This window comes from Microbacterium sp. JZ101, assembly GCF_053903175.1.
Genome location: NZ_CP096400.1, coordinates 97,972 through 115,564, shown reverse-complemented (window position 1 = coordinate 115,564; position 17,593 = coordinate 97,972). Strand labels below are relative to the sequence as shown.

15 protein-coding genes are annotated in these 17,593 nt (G+C 70.7%); 4 read left to right on the top strand and 11 right to left on the bottom strand.

Annotated features, from left to right (window positions below; genetic code table 11):
* Positions 1-25: 25 nt before the first annotated feature.
* A complete protein-coding gene (locus M1D56_RS00550; protein ID WP_456284318.1) occupies positions 26-1,204 on the top strand; it encodes an MFS transporter in 1,179 nt (392 codons plus the stop codon).
* A gap of 22 nt (positions 1,205-1,226) precedes the next feature.
* Complete coding sequence (locus M1D56_RS00545; RefSeq protein WP_456284317.1) at positions 1,227-2,291, top strand: FUSC family protein; 1,065 nt, start codon at positions 1,227-1,229, stop codon at positions 2,289-2,291.
* A gap of 12 nt (positions 2,292-2,303) precedes the next feature.
* Here M1D56_RS00545 and M1D56_RS00540 read toward each other — a convergent pair whose 3' ends face one another.
* Both M1D56_RS00540 and M1D56_RS00535 read right to left on the bottom strand, forming a co-directional pair.
* A complete protein-coding gene (locus tag M1D56_RS00540) occupies positions 2,304-3,569 on the bottom strand; it encodes a serine hydrolase domain-containing protein (protein ID WP_282978493.1) in 1,266 nt (421 codons plus the stop codon).
* 91 nt (positions 3,570-3,660) lie between these two features.
* Positions 3,661-5,037, bottom strand: a complete 1,377-nt coding sequence (locus M1D56_RS00535) for an ATP-dependent DNA helicase (protein ID WP_282978492.1) — start codon at positions 5,035-5,037, stop codon at positions 3,661-3,663.
* Between the two features lie 92 nt (positions 5,038-5,129).
* Here M1D56_RS00535 and M1D56_RS00530 point away from each other — a divergent pair, with 92 nt between their 5' ends.
* Positions 5,130-6,245 (top strand): hypothetical protein, encoded by a 1,116-nt coding sequence (locus tag M1D56_RS00530; RefSeq protein ID WP_455969286.1) that lies wholly within the window; start codon positions 5,130-5,132, stop codon positions 6,243-6,245.
* Positions 6,246-6,278: 33 nt separating this feature from the next.
* Here M1D56_RS00530 and M1D56_RS00525 read toward each other — a convergent pair whose 3' ends face one another.
* The 7 genes from M1D56_RS00525 to M1D56_RS00495 all read right to left on the bottom strand — a co-directional run bounded on the left by M1D56_RS00525 (position 6,279) and on the right by M1D56_RS00495 (position 13,389).
* Entirely contained in the window at positions 6,279-6,626 is a 348-nt protein-coding gene (locus M1D56_RS00525; RefSeq protein WP_456284316.1) for a hypothetical protein, read from the bottom strand.
* 40 nt (positions 6,627-6,666) lie between these two features.
* A complete protein-coding gene (locus M1D56_RS00520; protein WP_456284315.1) occupies positions 6,667-8,010 on the bottom strand; it encodes an SLC13 family permease in 1,344 nt (447 codons plus the stop codon).
* Between the two features lie 136 nt (positions 8,011-8,146).
* On the bottom strand, positions 8,147-9,202 hold the full coding sequence (gene pdxA, locus M1D56_RS00515; protein ID WP_456284314.1) for a 4-hydroxythreonine-4-phosphate dehydrogenase PdxA: 1,056 nt from the start codon (positions 9,200-9,202) through the stop codon (positions 8,147-8,149).
* Entirely contained in the window at positions 9,199-10,371 is a 1,173-nt protein-coding gene (locus M1D56_RS00510; protein ID WP_456284313.1) for a four-carbon acid sugar kinase family protein, read from the bottom strand. Before M1D56_RS00510 ends, pdxA begins: the two co-directional genes overlap by 4 nt.
* Positions 10,368-11,642: a sialidase family protein gene (locus M1D56_RS00505; protein WP_456284312.1), complete on the bottom strand. Its 1,275-nt coding sequence runs from the start codon at positions 11,640-11,642 to the stop codon at positions 10,368-10,370. Before M1D56_RS00505 ends, M1D56_RS00510 begins: the two co-directional genes overlap by 4 nt.
* Positions 11,639-12,403 (bottom strand): HpcH/HpaI aldolase family protein, encoded by a 765-nt coding sequence (locus M1D56_RS00500; RefSeq protein WP_456284311.1) that lies wholly within the window; start codon positions 12,401-12,403, stop codon positions 11,639-11,641. The genes M1D56_RS00505 and M1D56_RS00500 overlap by 4 nt, the downstream gene beginning before the upstream one ends.
* A 32-nt stretch (positions 12,404-12,435) precedes the next feature.
* A complete protein-coding gene (locus M1D56_RS00495) occupies positions 12,436-13,389 on the bottom strand; it encodes an aldo/keto reductase (protein ID WP_456284310.1) in 954 nt (317 codons plus the stop codon).
* 230 nt (positions 13,390-13,619) lie between these two features.
* Between M1D56_RS00495 and M1D56_RS00490 the strand changes: the two genes are divergently transcribed.
* The gene (locus tag M1D56_RS00490) at positions 13,620-14,396 is read left to right on the top strand and encodes a DeoR/GlpR family DNA-binding transcription regulator (RefSeq protein WP_456284309.1); all 777 of its coding nucleotides are present in this window, start codon (positions 13,620-13,622) and stop codon (positions 14,394-14,396) included.
* Between the two features lie 115 nt (positions 14,397-14,511).
* Here M1D56_RS00490 and M1D56_RS00485 read toward each other — a convergent pair whose 3' ends face one another.
* Both M1D56_RS00485 and M1D56_RS00480 read right to left on the bottom strand, forming a co-directional pair.
* Positions 14,512-15,498 (bottom strand): intradiol ring-cleavage dioxygenase, encoded by a 987-nt coding sequence (locus M1D56_RS00485; protein WP_456284308.1) that lies wholly within the window; start codon positions 15,496-15,498, stop codon positions 14,512-14,514.
* Between the two features lie 115 nt (positions 15,499-15,613).
* Positions 15,614-17,584 (bottom strand): cytochrome c oxidase assembly protein, encoded by a 1,971-nt coding sequence (locus M1D56_RS00480; RefSeq protein ID WP_456284307.1) that lies wholly within the window; start codon positions 17,582-17,584, stop codon positions 15,614-15,616.
* Positions 17,585-17,593 lie beyond the last annotated feature (9 nt).

Genomic DNA, 17,593 nt, shown 5'->3' with positions numbered 1-17,593 from the left:
CCCGAGCATACCAGGAGACCCCTTCATGCCCCTCGGACTGATCGCCCTCGCCATCGGCGCCTTCGGCATCGGACTCACGGAATTCGTCATCATGGGCCTGCTGCCCGAGGTGGCACGCGACTTCGCCGTCTCGGAGGCGGCCGCCGGATGGCTCATCTCGGGCTACGCGCTCAGCGTCGTGGTCGGCGCCCTCCTCCTCACGGCCGCGACCATCCGCCTGCCCCGTAAGGCCGTGCTCCTCAGCCTCATCGTCCTCTTCATCCTCGGCAACGCGCTCACCGCGCTCGCACCCGACTACGCCACCGCCATGGCCGGGCGCATCCTCGCCGCGCTCTGCCACGGCGCGTTCTTCGGCATCGGCTCGGTCGTCGCCGCGGGCCTGGTCGCGCCCGAGAAGAAGGCCGGCGCGATCGCCATCATGTTCACGGGCCTCACGGCCGCGAACGTGCTGGGCGTGCCCTTCGGCACGTTCCTCGGCCAGGAGCTCGGCTGGCGCTCCACGTTCTGGGCGATCTCCGCGATCGGCCTCATCGCGCTCGCGGGCGTCGCGGCCCTCGTCCCGGCCATCCCGGCTCCCGAGGAGCGCGTGAGCCTGCGCCGCGAGCTGCGTGCGTTCCGCTCGACCCAGGTCTGGCTCTCGCTCATCGTCACGGTCCTCGCGTTCGGCGGCATGTTCGGCGCCTTCACGTACATCGCGTACACGCTCACCGAGGTCAGCGGCTTCGCGGCAGGCGCCGTGCCGTGGCTGCTCGTGGTGTTCGGGGCCGGCCTCGTGCTCGGCAACGGCATCGGCGGGCGGCTCGCCGACCGCGCGATCGACCCGACGCTCATCGTCTTCACCGCGGCGCTCGTCGTCGTGCTCGCGCTCTTCGCCCTGCTCGCCGGATCGCAGATCGCGACCGTCGTCGCCCTCTTCCTCATGGGCGGCTTCGGCTTCGGCACCGTCCCGGGCCTCCAGAGCCGCATCATGGCGTATGCCGGCCAGGCTCCGACGCTCGCCTCGGGCGCGAACATCGGCGCGTTCAACGTCGGCAACGCGCTCGGCGCGTGGGCCGGCGGCGTCGCGATCACCGCGGGCCTCGGCTACACCGCGCCGATCTGGGTCGGCGCCGCGATGACCGCCGCCGCCCTGGCCGTGCTCGCCGTGGCAGCCGGGATGGCGCGCACCCGGGTCGCCGCCGACGCGGTCGCGGTCGCAACCTGACCGCAGGAGGAGAATAGAGGGGATGGCTCCTCCCTCCTTCCTGCGCGACCTCTTCCGCATCCAGCCGGCGCGCGGGGAGTGGACCGTGGCCATCCGGGCGGCGCTGTCCGTGCTGCTGCCTCTCCTCGTGCTCTGGGGAGCCGACAGGCTCGACTGGGCGATGTACGCGTCGTTCGGCGCGCTGTCGTCGATCTTCGGGCGGACCCTCCCCCTCCCGGAGCGGCTGCGGTCGCAGGCGGAGGCGGGGCTGACGCTCATCCTCGCGATCCTCCTCGGCGTCGCGGTGGCGCTCTGGCCCGGACGGGAGTGGCTGCTCATCCCGGTCGCGGCCGTGTTCGCGACCGGGATCGCGGTCGTCTCGCACCGACGCAACTGGCACCCGCCCGGCGTGCTCTTCCACGTCTTCGCGCTCGGCGCGTGCGCCTCGACCGCCCGCACCGCCGCCGACCTCGTGCCCGCCGCGCTCGTGTCGGCCGCCGCCCTCGCGCTGAGCCTCGCGCTCACCTATCTGACCTCGCTCGGTCGCCACCTCTGGCGGCGCCACATCGCGCGCGTCGCGCAGACCTGGCCGCGCCGCCCCGCGGACCCCGGCACCCTGCCTGGCGACGGCCCGGAGTGGCCGCTGCGGCACTACCTCGTCCGGTACGGCCTCGGCGTCGTGCTCGCGGGCTCCGTCGCGACCGCGATCGGCATCGGCCATCCGTACTGGGCGATCGTCTCGGTGGTCGTCCCGATGGCGGCGCCGACGGCATCCGCGCGCCTCCTCCGCGGCACGCAGCGCGTCGTCGGAACCCTCGTCGGCGTGCTCATCACGTGGGCCGTGCTGGCCTTCGCGCCGCCGCCGCTCGCCCTCATCCTCATCATCGCGGTGATGCAGCTCGGCGCCGAGCTGTTCATCGGCCGGAACTACACGGTCGCGCTGCTCTTCATCACACCGCTCGCGCTGTGCATGGTGCAGCTCGGCCATCCGCTGCCGGTGGCGCAGCTCATGGCGGACCGCGCGATCGAGACCGTGCTCGGCGTCGCCGTCGCGATGGCCATCACGCTGATCACCCGCGAGCGCCGTCAGCGCGGCGACGCGGAGTAGGCGCCGTCGACGTCAGTCGATCGGGCAGACCGCCTTCTCGGCGACGACGGCGTGGAAGTCCTCCGCGGTCCACGGGAGGCCGAACTCGGGCTGCTCCTGGCCGTCCGCGGCCGGCGCCTTCGACGCGATCGCCGCGAGCTCCTTCGCGAGCGCGCCCACGAGATCCGCGCCGGCGGCCGAGTTGTTGAGCGCGACGGCGACGGTCATGCCCGTCTGCGGGTCGGCGTACACGCTCGTCAGGTACCCGAGCGCCGCGCCCTTCTGGCCGACGAGGCTGCCCGCGATGTACGCGCCGCTGACGTAGTCGTCGCCCTCGTAGGGCAGCGCCTTCGACCAGCGCTCCGTGCGCTCGCCCTCATCGTCGACCGACGCGAGCGCGAGCGACTGCCCGAAGCGGGCGAGATCGCCGATCGTGCTCGTCGCGCCCGAGTCGGTGAAGCCGATGCTCGACGAGCTCGTCGTGTACTCCGTCGGCGCGACGCAGCCGGCCTCGCGATCCGCGCCGTCCGAGATCCAGCCGCGCAGCGCGGGCTCCCCCGGCTCGGCGGCCGTGTCTTTGGGGAGCTCGGTCGCGGTCAGGTCGAGCGGCTCGGCGAGGTACTCCTCGAACAGCGTGTGCATGCTCTCGCGGGTCGCGTGCTCGAGCGCCATGCCGAGGAGGATGTACCCGGCGTCCGAGTCGCGGACCTCAGCGCCCACGCGCCCGCGCTCGGCGATGCCGGTCGCGGCGAGCTCACGCGGGTTCCACTCGCGCTTCGGCGTGGCCGTGAACTGCGGGGAGAGGCGGTCGCGGCCGTCGCCCAGGCCCGACGTGCCGTCGCAGAGCTGCTGGAGGGTGATGTCGGAGAGATTGGGGACGCTCGACACCCACTCGCTCACGGGGTCGTCGAGGGCGACGACGCCCTCGTCGGCGACCCGGTAGAGCACGTCGCACGTCATCGCCCGGGTGACCTCGCCGACGCGGAAGCGCATGTCGGTCGTGACGGGCTCGTCCGAGTCGGGGCCGGTCGTGCCGATGCCCTCGACCCAGGCCCCGGCCCAGGGGATCCAGACCGAGACGAGGGCGCCCGATGCTCCGGCACCCTGCATCGCGTGGTCCACCGCCGCCTCGAGCTGCTCGACGGTCTTCTTCGGAAGCTCCGACGAGGCGATCGGCACCTCCGATCCGGCAGCCGCAGCGCTCGCCGTGCAGCCGGACGCCGCGAGCGCGATCGCCGCGAGTCCCGCGAGGACCGCCGAGGCGCGCGCCATCCGCGCGCGCACAGTGGATTTCCGCATTCCACAACCCCCCAGTTGCTCCGAGGTCGAGTTTAGGCGACCCTTGCCCGGGATCCCGGCGAGGATGCAGAACCGTGACGTTCCGCGGCGCTCAGCCCGTCGCCGCCGAGCGCATGCCCGCCGCGTCGCGCTCCCACGCGGCCCGCATGAACCGGCGGACGTCCTCGTCGACGCGGATGTCGGATGGCCGCAGCGGACGGGTGAGGTACAGGCCGTCGAGCGACGTGAGGCGCGAGAGGGCGACGTACGTCTGCCCGGGGGCGAAGGCGCCCGAGCCGAGATCGACGATCGCGCGGTCGTAGGTCTTGCCCTGCGACTTGTGGATCGTGACGGCCCACGCGAGGCGGAGCGGGAACTGCGTGAACTCGGCGACCACGTCGCGGCTGAGCTTCTTCGACGCCGCGTCGTACGAGTAGCGGTGCTTCTCCCACACGGTCGGCTCGACGTCGAACTCCTCGCCGTCGACCTCGACGCGCACGGAGTCGCCCATGATGCGGGTGACGATGCCGATCGTGCCGTTCACCCAGCGCGGCCCGTCGGGGCCCGACACGTCGTTGCGGAGGAACATCACCTGCGCGCCGACCTTGAGCTTGAGCTGCTCGTCGGCCGGGTACACGTCGCCGCGGCCGAAGTCGCCGCTGATCTCGGCGACCGCGGTCTGCTCTCTCCCGGCCAGGGCGGCGAGGTGCTTCGCGTTGATCGCGTTCACGCGGTCGTTGCGCGTCGCGAGCGTGATCACGGGATCGGAGGGGTCGGCGGGCGGAGTGCGCGCGCCCGCGCGGTTGAGCTTCTCGGCGATGTCGGCGGTGACGCGCCCGTACCGGACCGCGTTCAGCATCGCCTTGAACCCGTCGTCGGACTGACGGTGGATGTGGGTGAGCTCGCGGATGTGCAGATCCGCGCCGTGGCGCCCCAGGTCGATGAGCCCGTCGCCGCCCGGCTCGGCACCGGCCCACACGTGGGCGTCGAAGAACCAGAACGAGCGGTAGTGGTCGGCGATGTAGCGCGCCTCGTCGCCGCGGGGCGGGACGGGGGCGAGCTGGTAGGGGTCGCCGAACATGACCACCTGCACGCCGCCGAACGGCTCGCGGCGTCGGCCGCGCGCCTGGCGGAGCGACCGGTCGATGGCGTCCATGAGGTCGGCGTTGACCATCGAGATCTCGTCGATCACGAGCGTGTCGATCGCGTTGAGCAGCTTGCGGGTCGCGTCGCTCTGCTCGAGATCCTGGTCGGCGATGAGCCCGATCGGGAGCTTGAAGAGCGAGTGGATGGTCTGGCCCTCGACGTTGAGCGCCGCGACGCCTGTGGGCGCGCAGATCGCGATCTGCTTGCTCGTGTGCCACGTCAGGTGGCGCAGCAGGGTCGACTTGCCCGTGCCCGCGCGCCCCGTGATGAAGACATGCTCGCGCGTGTCCTCGATGAGGCGGAACAGGGCTTCCTGCTCCGCCGACAGAGCAGGTGCGGTCACCCTTCCATCGTAGAGAGGTGAACGCGGCCCGGTTCCGGCACTCCACAGCCGTTCGCAGGCTCCGCCCGGCGTGTCGTTCCTAGACTGGCCGCATGGAGCAGGCCGTGACCGACGCCGCGCCCTCGCGCGGAGGGTCGGCCGACGCGCCCTCCCCGGCCACGGCCATCCGCCGGCGCGAGCGGGGGCGCACCGCCGAGGTGGCGGGCTTCGTCGTCGTCGGGCTGCTCCTCGTCGCGGCGATCGCCGCGGGCTTCGCAGCCCTGTATCGCGTGTTCTGGGGCCCGGAGGCCTTCGTGGAGCGGTACGTCGGGATGCTCGCCGACGGGCGCGCGGCCGACGCGCTCACGATCCCCGGCGTCGCCGTCGACTCGGCGGATCTCGAGGCCGCCGGGATCCCGACGACCGTGAGCGACGCGCTGCTGCGCGGATCGGCGCTGTCCGACGACCTCGGCGACGTGACGGTGATCGCGTCGCGGATGTCGGAGGGCGTCGTCGAGGTGACCCTCTCGTTCTCCGCGGCGGGCCAGGAAGGGCGCTCCACGTTCCGCGTCGAGCAGGACGGATGGTCGGGCCTCGTCCCGGCCTGGCGCTTCGAGACGACGCCCCTCGCCGTGCTCGACGTGACGGTGCGGGGCTCGATGCGCTTCACGGTCAACGGGTTCGAGCTCGACAAGCGGCAGGTCTCACCCGACGGGGCGGATGCCGCGCCCCTCGATCCGGTCTCGATGCTCGTGTTCGCGCCGGGCGCGTACGCCGTCTCGGTCGACACGTCGGCCGCGGAGGCCGCGCCGGTCCGCGCTCTCGCGCAGCAGTCCCTCGCGGCGGTCCCCGTCGACGTGCAGGCGCGCCCGACCGACGAGTTCAACGACATCATCACGGGTCAGGTGCACGACTTCCTCGAGCAGTGCACGACGCAGCGGGTGCTTCAGCCGACCGGCTGCCCTTTCGGCTACGAGACCTACGAGCGCGTGATCACGCCGCCGACCTGGTCGATCGCCGCGCAGCCGAACGTCGCCGTCGTGCCGGACGGCGCGTACTGGGCGATCGCGCCCGCCGGCGCGATCGCCCACATCGAGATGGACGTGCAGTCGATCTACGACGGCTCGATCTTCCACGTGAGCCAGGACGTGACCTTCACGATCGACGGGGCCATCGACATCCTGCCCGACGGCTCCGCCGCGATCAGCATCGGGTCGCCGGACGTCTAGCCGCGTCTGACAACGCCCTCAGGGCGATGCCGGCTACTTCTGCATCACGTGGATGGCGAACCCGCCGAACTCCCCGTCCAGGTAGATGTTCTGAAGACGCCCGTCATCGAAGTGCGCGGCTGTCGCGTGATTGAAGCGGAAACCCTTCTCAGTCAGCTCTTCAACGGCCGAGGCGAGATCGGCGGTCGCCATCCCGATATGGCCGTTCGTCCCGAGGTACGGCGAACGCACGCACTCGAAGAAGGTGCCCGCGAACTCGGACTTCTTCCCCTGCCGGGAATCGAGGTTGAACATCAGGCACAGCAGAGCGCAGAGCGCCTCCGCGGCCTCTCCGTCCGGGTTGTTGATGCCCACGTGCGCGAGCTCGAACGTGTTGCTCATGGCGGTGTCCTCTCCGAGGGTGGGTGTACGGCGTTCCCGGTCACATCGGGAAGAGGATGATCGCGCCGGCGGACAGCGCCAGCAGGCGGATGAAGTACATGGGCACCGTGAACTTCCAGAACTGCACGAGCGAGTACTTCCCCACGCCCATGACCATCGCAGGCAGACCGTCGATCGGAAGGAAGTGGCCGTTCCACCCCGAGATCACGATGGCGATCGCGGCGGCTGTCGGGTCGAGCCCCAGGCCGACGCAGGTCGCGATTGCCAGCGGCGCGAAGACGTACACCGTTCCGATGGTCGACCCCGTGAGAGTCGCGAGAAGACTCGTCAGGATGCAGAACGCGAACACGAGGAGGAACGGGCTGACATTCCCGCCGAGGAATCCGGCTACGGTCTCGCCGACGAGCTGTGTGAGCCCCGTGGCGCCGAGAGCCTCGGCGATCCCGATGACGCCGGCCGACATGATGATGATCGGCTGGCTGATCGCGTCGCGGATCTCCGCGAAGGTCAGCACCCGGGTCACCAGGAGGACAACGACGGCAAGGCCCGTGATCGCGTAGCCCGCGTCGCCGATGTAGCTGTACGCGATCATCCCTGCGACGGCGATCGCGAAGCAGATGTACGTCACCATCTGGTCGCGGCGGGTCGCGACCGGCGCGATCACGGTTGCGGTCGCGGTGGCGGCGGCCTCGGCGATGCCGCCCCCGCGCGCGGGGGCTCGGCCTTCCACCCCACCGTCGCGCTCCTCGGACTCGTCGCCCGCGATGGGATGGTCGGGAAGCATGCGGTATGCGACCAGGCACCAGATGAGGAATCCGAGACTCAGGACGAGGTTGACGAGCGAGAACCTCACGAGATCGACGCGCTCATCGACCCCCGTCGCCTCGAGCACGGCGACGACGATGCCGTACTGCAGCGCGACGTTGAACGGCAGCATCGGGTGGTTCGCGGCGAAGCCAGCCGGCATGAGGACCTTCGACGGCGGCAGCTTCTTGTTGTAGGCGAGCGTCGACAGCAGGCCGATGACGAGAACGTAGTACGCCGTCGATCCCGTGCCGAAGATGCTGCAGCCGACCATGACGAACACGATGATCAGGGCATACGCCTTGAACCCGCCCTTCGTCGCAAGCCGGGAGATCATCTGTTTGAAACCGGTGACGAGATCCGTTTTCTGCAGCGCGGCGATGACCGCCATGAATGCGGCGAGCATCACGATGGTGGCGTTCGCGAACCCGCTGAACGCCACGTTGATCGGCACGACGTTGAACACCACCAGCAAGAGGCAGGCGATCAGCGGCGGGACGCCGAAGGGAAGGCGATCGATCATGATCAGGATGATCATGAGGACGGTGATCGCGAGGGCGAAGATCATGGGCAGAGTCAAGATCGCTGCTCCTTTGCAGAGAGGTCCGGCTCAGCGGGGAGCACGGAGGAAGAGGATGGCTCGCGGTTGAGGTTCTCGCGGCTCATCGAGAAGGGCGGGGCGCGTGACGGCGCCTTCGCTCGCTGACGCGATCGCGTCAGCTTCCACTGGGCGCGGTTGCGACGCGCGCGGCCTCCCATACCGTGTCCCAGCCGTGGGAGAGCTCGGCAGCGCGACGGACCGACAGCACGAGGCTCGCCTCGCGCGCGATGCCCTTCCCGGCGATGTCGAAGGCCGTCCCATGGTCGACGGAGACGCGGACGACAGGCAGGCCGACCGTGATGTTCACGCCGTCGTCGCCGTAGACCGCCTTGAACGGCGCATGTCCCTGGTCGTGGTAGCACGCGATCACGACGTTCCACTTGCCCTTGACCGCTGAGGGGATCAGGGCATCGGCGGGGAGCGGGCCATGCGCGTTGATCCCGCGCTCGCGTGCGCGCTCCACGGCCGGCGCGAGCACGTCCGCGTCCTGGTCGCCGAAGATGCGGTTCTCGCCAGCGTGCGGATTGAGTCCGCACAGGCCGATCGGCTCGTCCGGGCGTCCGAGTGCGCTCACGAAGGCGCCCGCGAGCGAGAGCACGTCGTCTGCCCGCTCCGGCGTGGTGTGCTCGATGGCGTGCGCGAGGGACATGTGCGCAGTGAGGTGGAAGACGTAGAGGTCGCCGGCGGAGAGCACGAGGCTGTAGTTCTTCACTCCGAACTCGTGCGCGAGCAGCTCGGTGTGTCCCGGCCACTTGTGCCCGCCCGCGTGCATCGCGGCCTTGTTCAGCGGCGCGGTGACGATCGCATCGACGACACCCTCTCGAGCGAGTCGGCAGGCCTCCGCCACGAATCGGTACGCGCCGTCGCCCGCAGCAGCGCTGAGCTCGCCGACGGAGACGTCCGCGAGAGACGGGCCGACCTGCACGACCTCGATGATCGCGGGATCGTTCGTCGCGTCCCGAGGATCGGCGATCACGCGCACCGCATCCGGGTCGAGTCCGGCGAATCGCGCGCCCCGGCGGAGCGCATCGGCATCGCCGATGACCACCGGCACCGCGATCTCGCGCAGCTCGGGGTGCAGCAGGAGCGTCTTGGCTGCGATCTCAGGGCCGACTCCCGCGACGTCGCCGAGGGTGAGCGCAAGCGTGGGAAGGATGGGCTGATCAGTCATGGAAGGATCCTTCGGGTGGTGTGGCGGATGAGTTCTTCGGCGGGTCTCGACCCTGCTCGGAGCGCCCCCACCAGTTCGAGGAGGGTGTCCGGCTGGCCGAACCCCCCCGACTTCGTGACCAGGCGCAGCCCGGCGGCGGCGCCGCCGATGACCGTCCCGGTAGGGCAGCCGACAATGAGCACGCCGTCGAACTCGACGGCAGCGGCACCGAGGGCCGAGAGGATCGCCGCTGTGCCGTCGCCGCCGACCGAGATGACGGCGTCGACAGGACCGCGGCGCACGGCATCGAGGACGCCGGCCGCGAGCGCCTCGGCGGCGATCGCCGGGCTCGCCTGGTCCTCCTCGGCGGTCATCAGGATCTCGACATCTCCGACGGCGGCGTCGCGGAGCGCGGCGAGCTGAGCAGCAGACGCGGGGTGCCGGGAGCTGACGGCGACGAGCAGGTCGCGGGCAGGAGAACCCGCCGGGTCAGCTCGCCGGACGTGTGCCCAGCGTCGCGCCAGCGCCGACGCCAGACCCGCAGAGCCCGCGGCCACGATCGCGGCATCGGTGTCGGCGAGCGCGGCCACTCGGTCGAGATCCTCATCGGTCGTCGCGTCGGCGTAGACGCCCGCCACGTCCGCGGCGAGCTCGAACGGCTCGAAGCACTCGAGACGCCGATACCCCGGGAGCAGATGCGCAAGGTCACTCGACGACACGGGTGTGAGCGGATCCCTCCCGGACGCGGTGTCGGCGACGGGCACACCGTCGACGTACACGATGCCGCCTGCGACGGTGCGGCCCTGCGCCGGAAATGCGGGAGCGACAAGGGCACGGGCATCCGCCCGCCGCTCGCGCCACGCCTCCACTCCCCCTTCGACCTGCGCGCGCAGGCTGCCGCGGATGGTCGAGTCGATCTTCAGGACGAGCCGATCGACGCCAGCGTCGGCGAGCCGACGCACCGCCGCCACCGTCATCCGGCGGGCGTCCGCGTCGTCCTGCGGGCGTGCTCCCGTGGCGATGGCGATGACGGTCGGCGCATCGACGCCACCGTCGCCGAGCATCGGCACACCGTCCGGCTCGACGACGAGCAGGACCCGCCAGCCGTGAAGGGCGAACACGGCCGCCGCGTCGGCAGCGCCTGTGGCGTCGTCGGCCACGATGCCGACGACCTGCGGCGCACAGGTCACCGTGACGCTCCGCCGTCTCGATCCCAACCCGGCGCGAGCCGGACGTGCTTGATGGTCTGCCGGAAGTACGAGTAGGCGATGTCGAGCGAGCCGTCGGGAGCCAGGCTGAGCGACGGGTAGGAGAACTCCCTGTTCAGCCCGTCCCGCGAGTTGTTCGTCAGGCAGAATCCGTCACCTTGATCGAGGTCTGCGAGGACCTGGAAAGATCGCCCTCCGTCAGAGGAGACGGCGAGGGAGAGCGGCGCGCGCGGCGCTCCCCAGAACGCGGTGCGCTCGTCGGCGGCATGCGGCGTCTCGGAGTGGGGCGCCGCCTCGGAGACCGCGGCGGCGTGCCTGTTCTCGGGTTCGATCAATCCGTCGTCATCGATCTCGTCGTACAGGTTCTCGCGGCGCCCGGTGGCGTCGAGACGACTCGCGTGGTTGTAGACGATGGCGATGCGGTCGTCCCGAAGGAGAGCCGCCTGAATCGAGGAATTGTTGTTGGGCAGGTCGATGGGCGTCGGCGCCGTCCAGTTCTCGCCGTCGTCCGTCGACTCCGACCTGTGGATCGCGTCCGCCCAGCGGCTGCGATACAGGGCGACGAGCGTGCCATCCGACTGCTCGAGGATGTTCATGTGAACTGCCCCTGTACTGTCGGGCACCGGAACCTCGCGCCAGGTGACGCCGGAGTCGTCGGAGATCATGACGGAGCTCGTGTCGCGATCGCCGCTCCACTTGCGCCCATCGACGCGCACGCACGAGAAGATCGGGAGCAGCCACCGGCCGGTGCGCGTGACGACGAGCGGCTGGCGGATGAAGACGCCGCCCTGCTCGGTCGCCGGGAGGATCGTCTCCACGGGACCCCACGAGCGGCCGTCGTCGAGCGACACGCGGCGCCGCACCTCGGCGGTGTCCTGGTTGCCTGCATGCTGCGCGGTGTACAGGAGCCACAGTTCTCCCGCGGGAGTGGTGAAGAGCACGGGGTTCTGCTCGGAGCGCGTCGCGTCATCCGTCAGACGGACAGGGGCGCTCCAGCCGTCCGCACCCGTGGCCAGGCGGGAGAAGTGGATGGAGATGTCGCCCACGCCCTCTTGCGTGCCTCCGAACCACACCATGCCGAGCCCGCCGTCGGCGAGCCGGTGCAGAAACGACGCATGGCTCTGCGCAGTCGCGGGCGCGATGTACGCGTCCGTCCGTCCCGGCTGTGTCGAGTGTGGTCGCAGCACGCCGTCGAACAGAGCGCGGTCCACCGTCGGCGTCAGGTCGGCCTGGGCCGCGTAACGGGAGGTCATCGGTCGGCCCGCGCATCGCTCAGGTGACTCGCCGCCGCTGCCTCGAGATGCGTGAGGTCGGACGCCACGGACACGAATCGGAAGCCCTGCGCCAGCCGCAGGCGGGCGACGGCGCCCGAGGGCGAGTGGATCCCCGGCACAATGCCGTTGGCCTCCGCTGCAAGGCGGATCCGCTCGATAGCGGCATCGAACTCCCGCTCGACGGCGGAGTCGGTGGAGGTCTTCCCGCCGAGCGCGATGGTGAGATCGGATGGCCCGATGTAGAGGCCGTCGAGGCCAGGGGTGGCGGCGATCGCGTCCAGGTTCTCCAACGCCTCGGGCGTCTCGATCATCGCGAAGACGAGGACAGACCGATCCGCTTCGGCGGGGACCGGCCCCACGCGCAGGCCGGAGCGCATCGGCCCGTACGATCGCACCCCGCGCGGCGGATAGTGCGCGGCGGCGACCGCCGCTGCCGCCTCCTCGGCCGTGTTGACGAGAGGCACGATCACCGCGACCGCTCCGGCGTCGAGGGCACGCCCGATGTCCGCAGGCGTGTTCGCGCCGACGCGCACGGCCCCTGCCGAGCCGACCGCGTCGGTGGCAAGCACACCGCGGAGAAGCCCGGCGTGATCGAGCAGGCCGTGCTGCAGGTCGAAGGCGACGTAGTCGTATCCGGCACGGGCGATCCTCTCGGTGCCGAAGGGATTGTCGGTGACGATCCAGTAGCCGACGACGGGCTCGCCGCTGCGGACGCGGCTCGCGAGATCTTGTGCGCTCATGGGTGCAGGTGCTCCTTGTCGAAGTGCGGGTATCAGCGGTTGTAGGCGGGCATCGGGCCGCGCAGGCGCACGCCGACGGCGTCGGCCGCGGCCAGCGCATCTTCCGGCAGCGGCCCGCGGGCCGCCGCGGCGATGTTCGCCTCGAGATGAGAGAGCTTGGAGCCGCCCAGCAGCAGCGAGTCGACCCCGGGCCGTCCGATGAGCCACCGGAGGGCGAACTCGCTGAGCGGGACCCCCACGCCGTCGGCGATCTCGGAGAGCTCGCCGATCGCCGCGAACAGGTCGGCGTTCCAGTAGCGCTGGGTGTACATGCCGGCCAAGCGCGAATCGCCGAAGCGCCCCTCGGCCGGCCGCTGCTCGAAGCGGTGCTTGCCACTGAGGAGGCCGCCGCCCAGGGGGTTGTAGACCATGGTCGCCAGGCCGGTCGTCGCAGCGAATTCCAGGTACTCCTCCTCGATGCGCCGGGCCACGAGGTTGTACAGCTGCTGGGCGACGACGGGGCGCGGCGCCCCGACCCGCTCCGCGACGTGACCGAGCTCGGCGATCTGCCATGCGGCGTAGTTCGAGACGCCGAGCTCTCCGATCACGCCCTCGCCTACGAGGTCGGCGATCGCGCTCATCGTCTCCTCGACAGGCGTCCGCCGATCGGGCTGGTGCAGGTAGAAGAGGTCGACACGGTCGGCGCGCAGGCGGCAGAGACTGCCCTCCACGCTCGCTCGGATCGCCGCTGCCGACAGCGGCGGCTGGTCTCCGGCGTCGGCGTGCGGCATACCCGCCTTCGTCGCGATTCGCACGCCGTCACGGCGCGCGACGCCCAGTTCGCCGAGGATCGTCTCCGTCTCGCCGCCGACGTACGCATTGGCCGTATCGATCCACTCGATGCCGGCGCCGAGGGCCACGTCGATCATGCGTGCCGCGTCGTCCTTGCCGACCGTGTCTCCGAAGGTCATTGTGCCCAGCACGAGCTGGGCCGAGGGAACCGTCATATTCAGGTCGTCCGTTCTGGGATGCGAAGCACGATGCGATGTGATGTGGCGCGTGCCGCGCTGACGACGACGCTGCCGTGAAGGAACTTCTTCACCATGCCAGCCGTGCGCGGTCCACTCAAACCCACGCCCGAGATTGCTCATCAATTGCATGTTGTGCGCGCATCGGCCTGCTAATGTGAGGCACTTCCTGCTCACTTCACGCGATTCCACAAGCCCGGAGCGCCGCCATGGTTCTGAACACACGCCGTCGTCGCGCCGAGATCGTCCGTCTCTCGACGGCCGGCGCGTCACTTCATGTCGCCGCGCTGTCCGAGCGATTCGAGGTCTCCCCGTCGACAATCCGCCGCGATCTCGCGCATCTCGAGTCAGAAGGCCAGATCACCCGGACGTACGGAGGCGCCGTCGCCACGGGCTCCCCTTCCGAGCCAGGTCTGAGCCAGCGGCTCGGCGAAGCGCACGTGGCGAAGCTCGCGATCGGCAGCTGGGCCGCCGATCAGATCGCACCGGGTGATTCGATCGCGCTCGACGCGGGCTCCACCGTGATGGCACTGGCGCATCGTCTCCGGAACCGCTCGAACATCGCCGTGACCACGACGAGCCTCTCCGTGCTGCAGGAGCTCTCTCGCTCGGAGAATCTCGCGATCACCGCCCTCGGCGGATCCTTCCGCCCCGTGAGCCACGGCTTCGTCGGCCCGCTCACCCAGATGGCCGTCGAGACCCTCACGTTCGACCGCGCGTTCCTCGGTGCGGACAGCGTCGACGCCACCCTGGGCATCTGCGAAGCCGATGCCCAGCAGACCACGCTCAAGCTGCGGCTCGCGGCGCGCTCCACCTCCGTGTACGTGTTGGCCCATGCGAGCAAGCTCGGACGCCGCCCGTACCACTCCTGGGCGGCACTCCCTCTGCCGTGGACGCTGGTGACCGACGCGGATGAGCAGCTGACCGCGCCCTTCGTCGCGGAAGGCGTCACCGTCGCCCGCGTGAATCCACACGGCGAGGGATGACGCCGAGGACACGGGCGCTATCGAACCCGGCAGCCTCGTGCGTCCCGGCCATCGTCGTCTTCGACGCCGCACCGCTGGGACGAGACATCGCAAGACTGTCTGGGTCGCCGGACGTCTAGCCGACGGGAGCGCCGCCGCCGGGTGCCGCACCGGCCGTCGGCGTGGTCGCGGTGTCGACGCGGACGACGAGAGATGCCGCGTACCCGCCCGTCGCATCGCCCGTGAGCGTCGCGACCTGCAGTGCGCCGCCGTCGTCGCCGAACACGTTGTCGCTCGCGAGCGTCACCTGGGCGAGGTTCGCGGTCGATCCCTCGTACGCGGCGAGCGCGTACACGGTCTCGCACGCGGCCTGCGGAAGCGCGAGCTGCGAGGTCGCGATCGCGTTCGCGGAGTCGGAGATCGACGCCGCGTCGGGGTACACCTCGAAGTGGATGTGGGGCCAGCGCCCTGAGTAGCACGCGGGGAAGATCGACGTGAAGGTCACCTGCCCGTTCGCGTCGGCGATCTGGACGCCTCGGAGGTAGGTGACGTCCTCGACGCCGGACGAGTACATGGAGTAGCGGCCCTGCGCGTCGCAATGCCAGGCGTACACGGCCACGCCCTCGAACGGCGCGTCGCCGTTCGCCATGTCGGTCAGCCGCAGGGTGAAGGTCAGGGGGACGCCCTCGGCGGTGGCCGACCCGTCGATCGATGACGTGATGTCGCTGCGGATGATGCCCGAGTCCGCGAGCGCATCGGGCCCGTTCGACCCGTCCCCCGGATAGGGCCCCGCCGTCTCGTCGGGGATCTCGCCGTCGGGGAGCGCAGCCTCCGTCGAGTCGGCCGTTGCCGTCGGCGTCGGGGTGGACGTGCTCGTGGAGGTGTCCGATGTCCCGCTCGGGGTCGAGGTGCTCGTCGAGCTCGTCGCGGCGGGCGCGCAGGCCGCGAGGGTCGCGGCGCCCACGCCGACTCCGACGAGGCCGAGGATGCCTCGCCGGCTGACGAGCGTTCTGAGATCGAAGCCGGCACCCTGGTCCACGACCTCCTCGTCCGGTCGGGCGAGGAGCCGGCCCTCGTAGGCCGGCCCGTCAGGGGTCTGCTCGGGCTCGGGAATGCGCGCCATGATCCGTCTCCTTGTCTCGCGGCCGCCCGCTCGGGGGCGGTGATGCGTCCATGCTGGAGAACGGCGCTATGCGCCGCCGTTCACCGGTCTGTGAACGGCCTATGAGCGCTGAGGGTCAGAGTCCGCGACGGCGGTCGCGCTCGGCCAGACGGGCGAGGCGGGCGTTGTACTCCTCGAGCTCGGCGTCGCCCGTGCGGTCGGCATGGCGATCGGCGCGCTTCTGCGTCCGCTCGTCGCTGCGGCTCCACTGGATCGCGACGATGACGGCCGTGATGAGCGTCGGGATCTCGCCGATCGACCACGCGACGCCGCCGCCCGTGTACTGGTCCTCGAGCGGGGTGGCGCCCCACGTGCGGCCCATCGCGCCGAACCACTCCGCGACCATGAGACCCGAGTGGCTCATGATCGAGATGCCGAAGAACGCGTGCATCGCCATGGTGACGATGAGGGTGACGAGACGCCCCGCGTACGGCAGGCGGTACGGCACGGGGTCGATGCCCACGAGCGACATGACGAACAGGTAGCCCGACAGCAGGAAGTGGACGATCATCCACTCGTGGCCCAAGTGGTCGTACAGCGACCACCGGAACAGATCGGTGTAGTAGAACGCCCAGAGCGACCCGATGAAGATCCCGGCCGCGACGAGCGGGTGCGTGATGACGCGGGCGAACGGGCTGTGCACAGCCCACAGGATCCACTCGCGGCCGCCGCGCGTGCCATCCTCGCGCTTGCGGATGGCGCGAGCCGCGAGCGTGACCGGTGCGCCGGGCACGAGGAGCAGCGGGATGGCCATGCTCAGCAGCATGTGCCCGAGCATGTGCATGCTGAAGAGGTAGTCGCCGTACGCCGTGAGCGGGCCGCACGTCACCCAGACGAGCAGGACCATGCCGATCGTCCACAGCACGGTGCGGTGCACGGGCCACGCGTCGCCGCGCGCCCTCAGGCGCCGCACCCCCGCGTAGTAGAAGAAGAGCCCGAAGCCCGCGACGAACACCCACAGCAGGTCGACGTCCCACGCGGTGAGCCAACGCGCAGGCGTCAGCTCGGGAGGCAGCGGCGCCTCGGTGAGGATCTCCGCGGGCGTCGACTGCGGCGCCGAGACCTCCCCGACCGGCGGCGACGTGCGCGCGAGCGCGGCGGCCGCTCCGCTCGCGATGCCCATGAACGCGAGCTCGACCGCGACGAGACCCCAGAACGCGCCCGCGCCATCCGCCGCCCGCGCGAGCAGCCGACGGCGGTAGAGCGCGCCGAGGAGGCCCATCGCGAGCAGCGCGACGATCTTCGCGATGAGGATGGCCCCGTACGGGGTGAGCAGCTGGTCCCACTGAGCGATGGAGGTGAGGGTTCGCGCGTAGCCCGACACCGCGACGACGACGAACGCGGCGAGCGCCAGCGACGAGTAGCGCGCGAGAAGCGGGCCCAGGCGCCCCTCCTCCATGGCGGGGCGCAGGATGACGAGCAGGAGCAGGCCGCCGAGCCAGACCGCCGCGGCGACGATGTGCAGGGTCAACGCGGTCACGGTCGCGTCGTGGCCCGCGAGGTCGCCCGAGTGGCCCTGGGTGGCCATCGGGACGAGCGTGATGGCCGCGAGGACGGCGGTGAGGAGCGTCGGGGTCCACGAGCGGATGGCGAACGCGAGGATCGTGACGACGGCCGCGAGGACGGTCGTCAGGAGCCAGGCGCTGCCGAGCTCGGTCTGGGTGAGGAAGCGGCCGAGCTGAGCGCCGAACTCCGCGCCGAGACTGAGCTGCGGGTTGAACGACGACAGGAACGTCAGGAACCCGACCGCGCCGCTCGAGAGGGTGAGGACGGCCGCGCCGATCGACGCCGTGTCGAGCGCGACGTCGAACTCGCGCTCCTGCGCGCGCAGCCCGAAGAGCGCGAGCACCAGCGCGCCGAGCATCGTCGCCGCCGCCAGGTTGACGACGAGCTTCGCGATCGGGAGACCCCAGCGGACGAAGGCGCCGGGGTCGGCGCTGAACCGCTCGGCGGCACCGCCGCCGATCACGAGACCCGCGATGACGGCTGCGATCGCCGCGACGACGAGGATGAGGGGCCCAGCGGCCCGCAGCGCGCGCGGGTTCACCCCTCAACC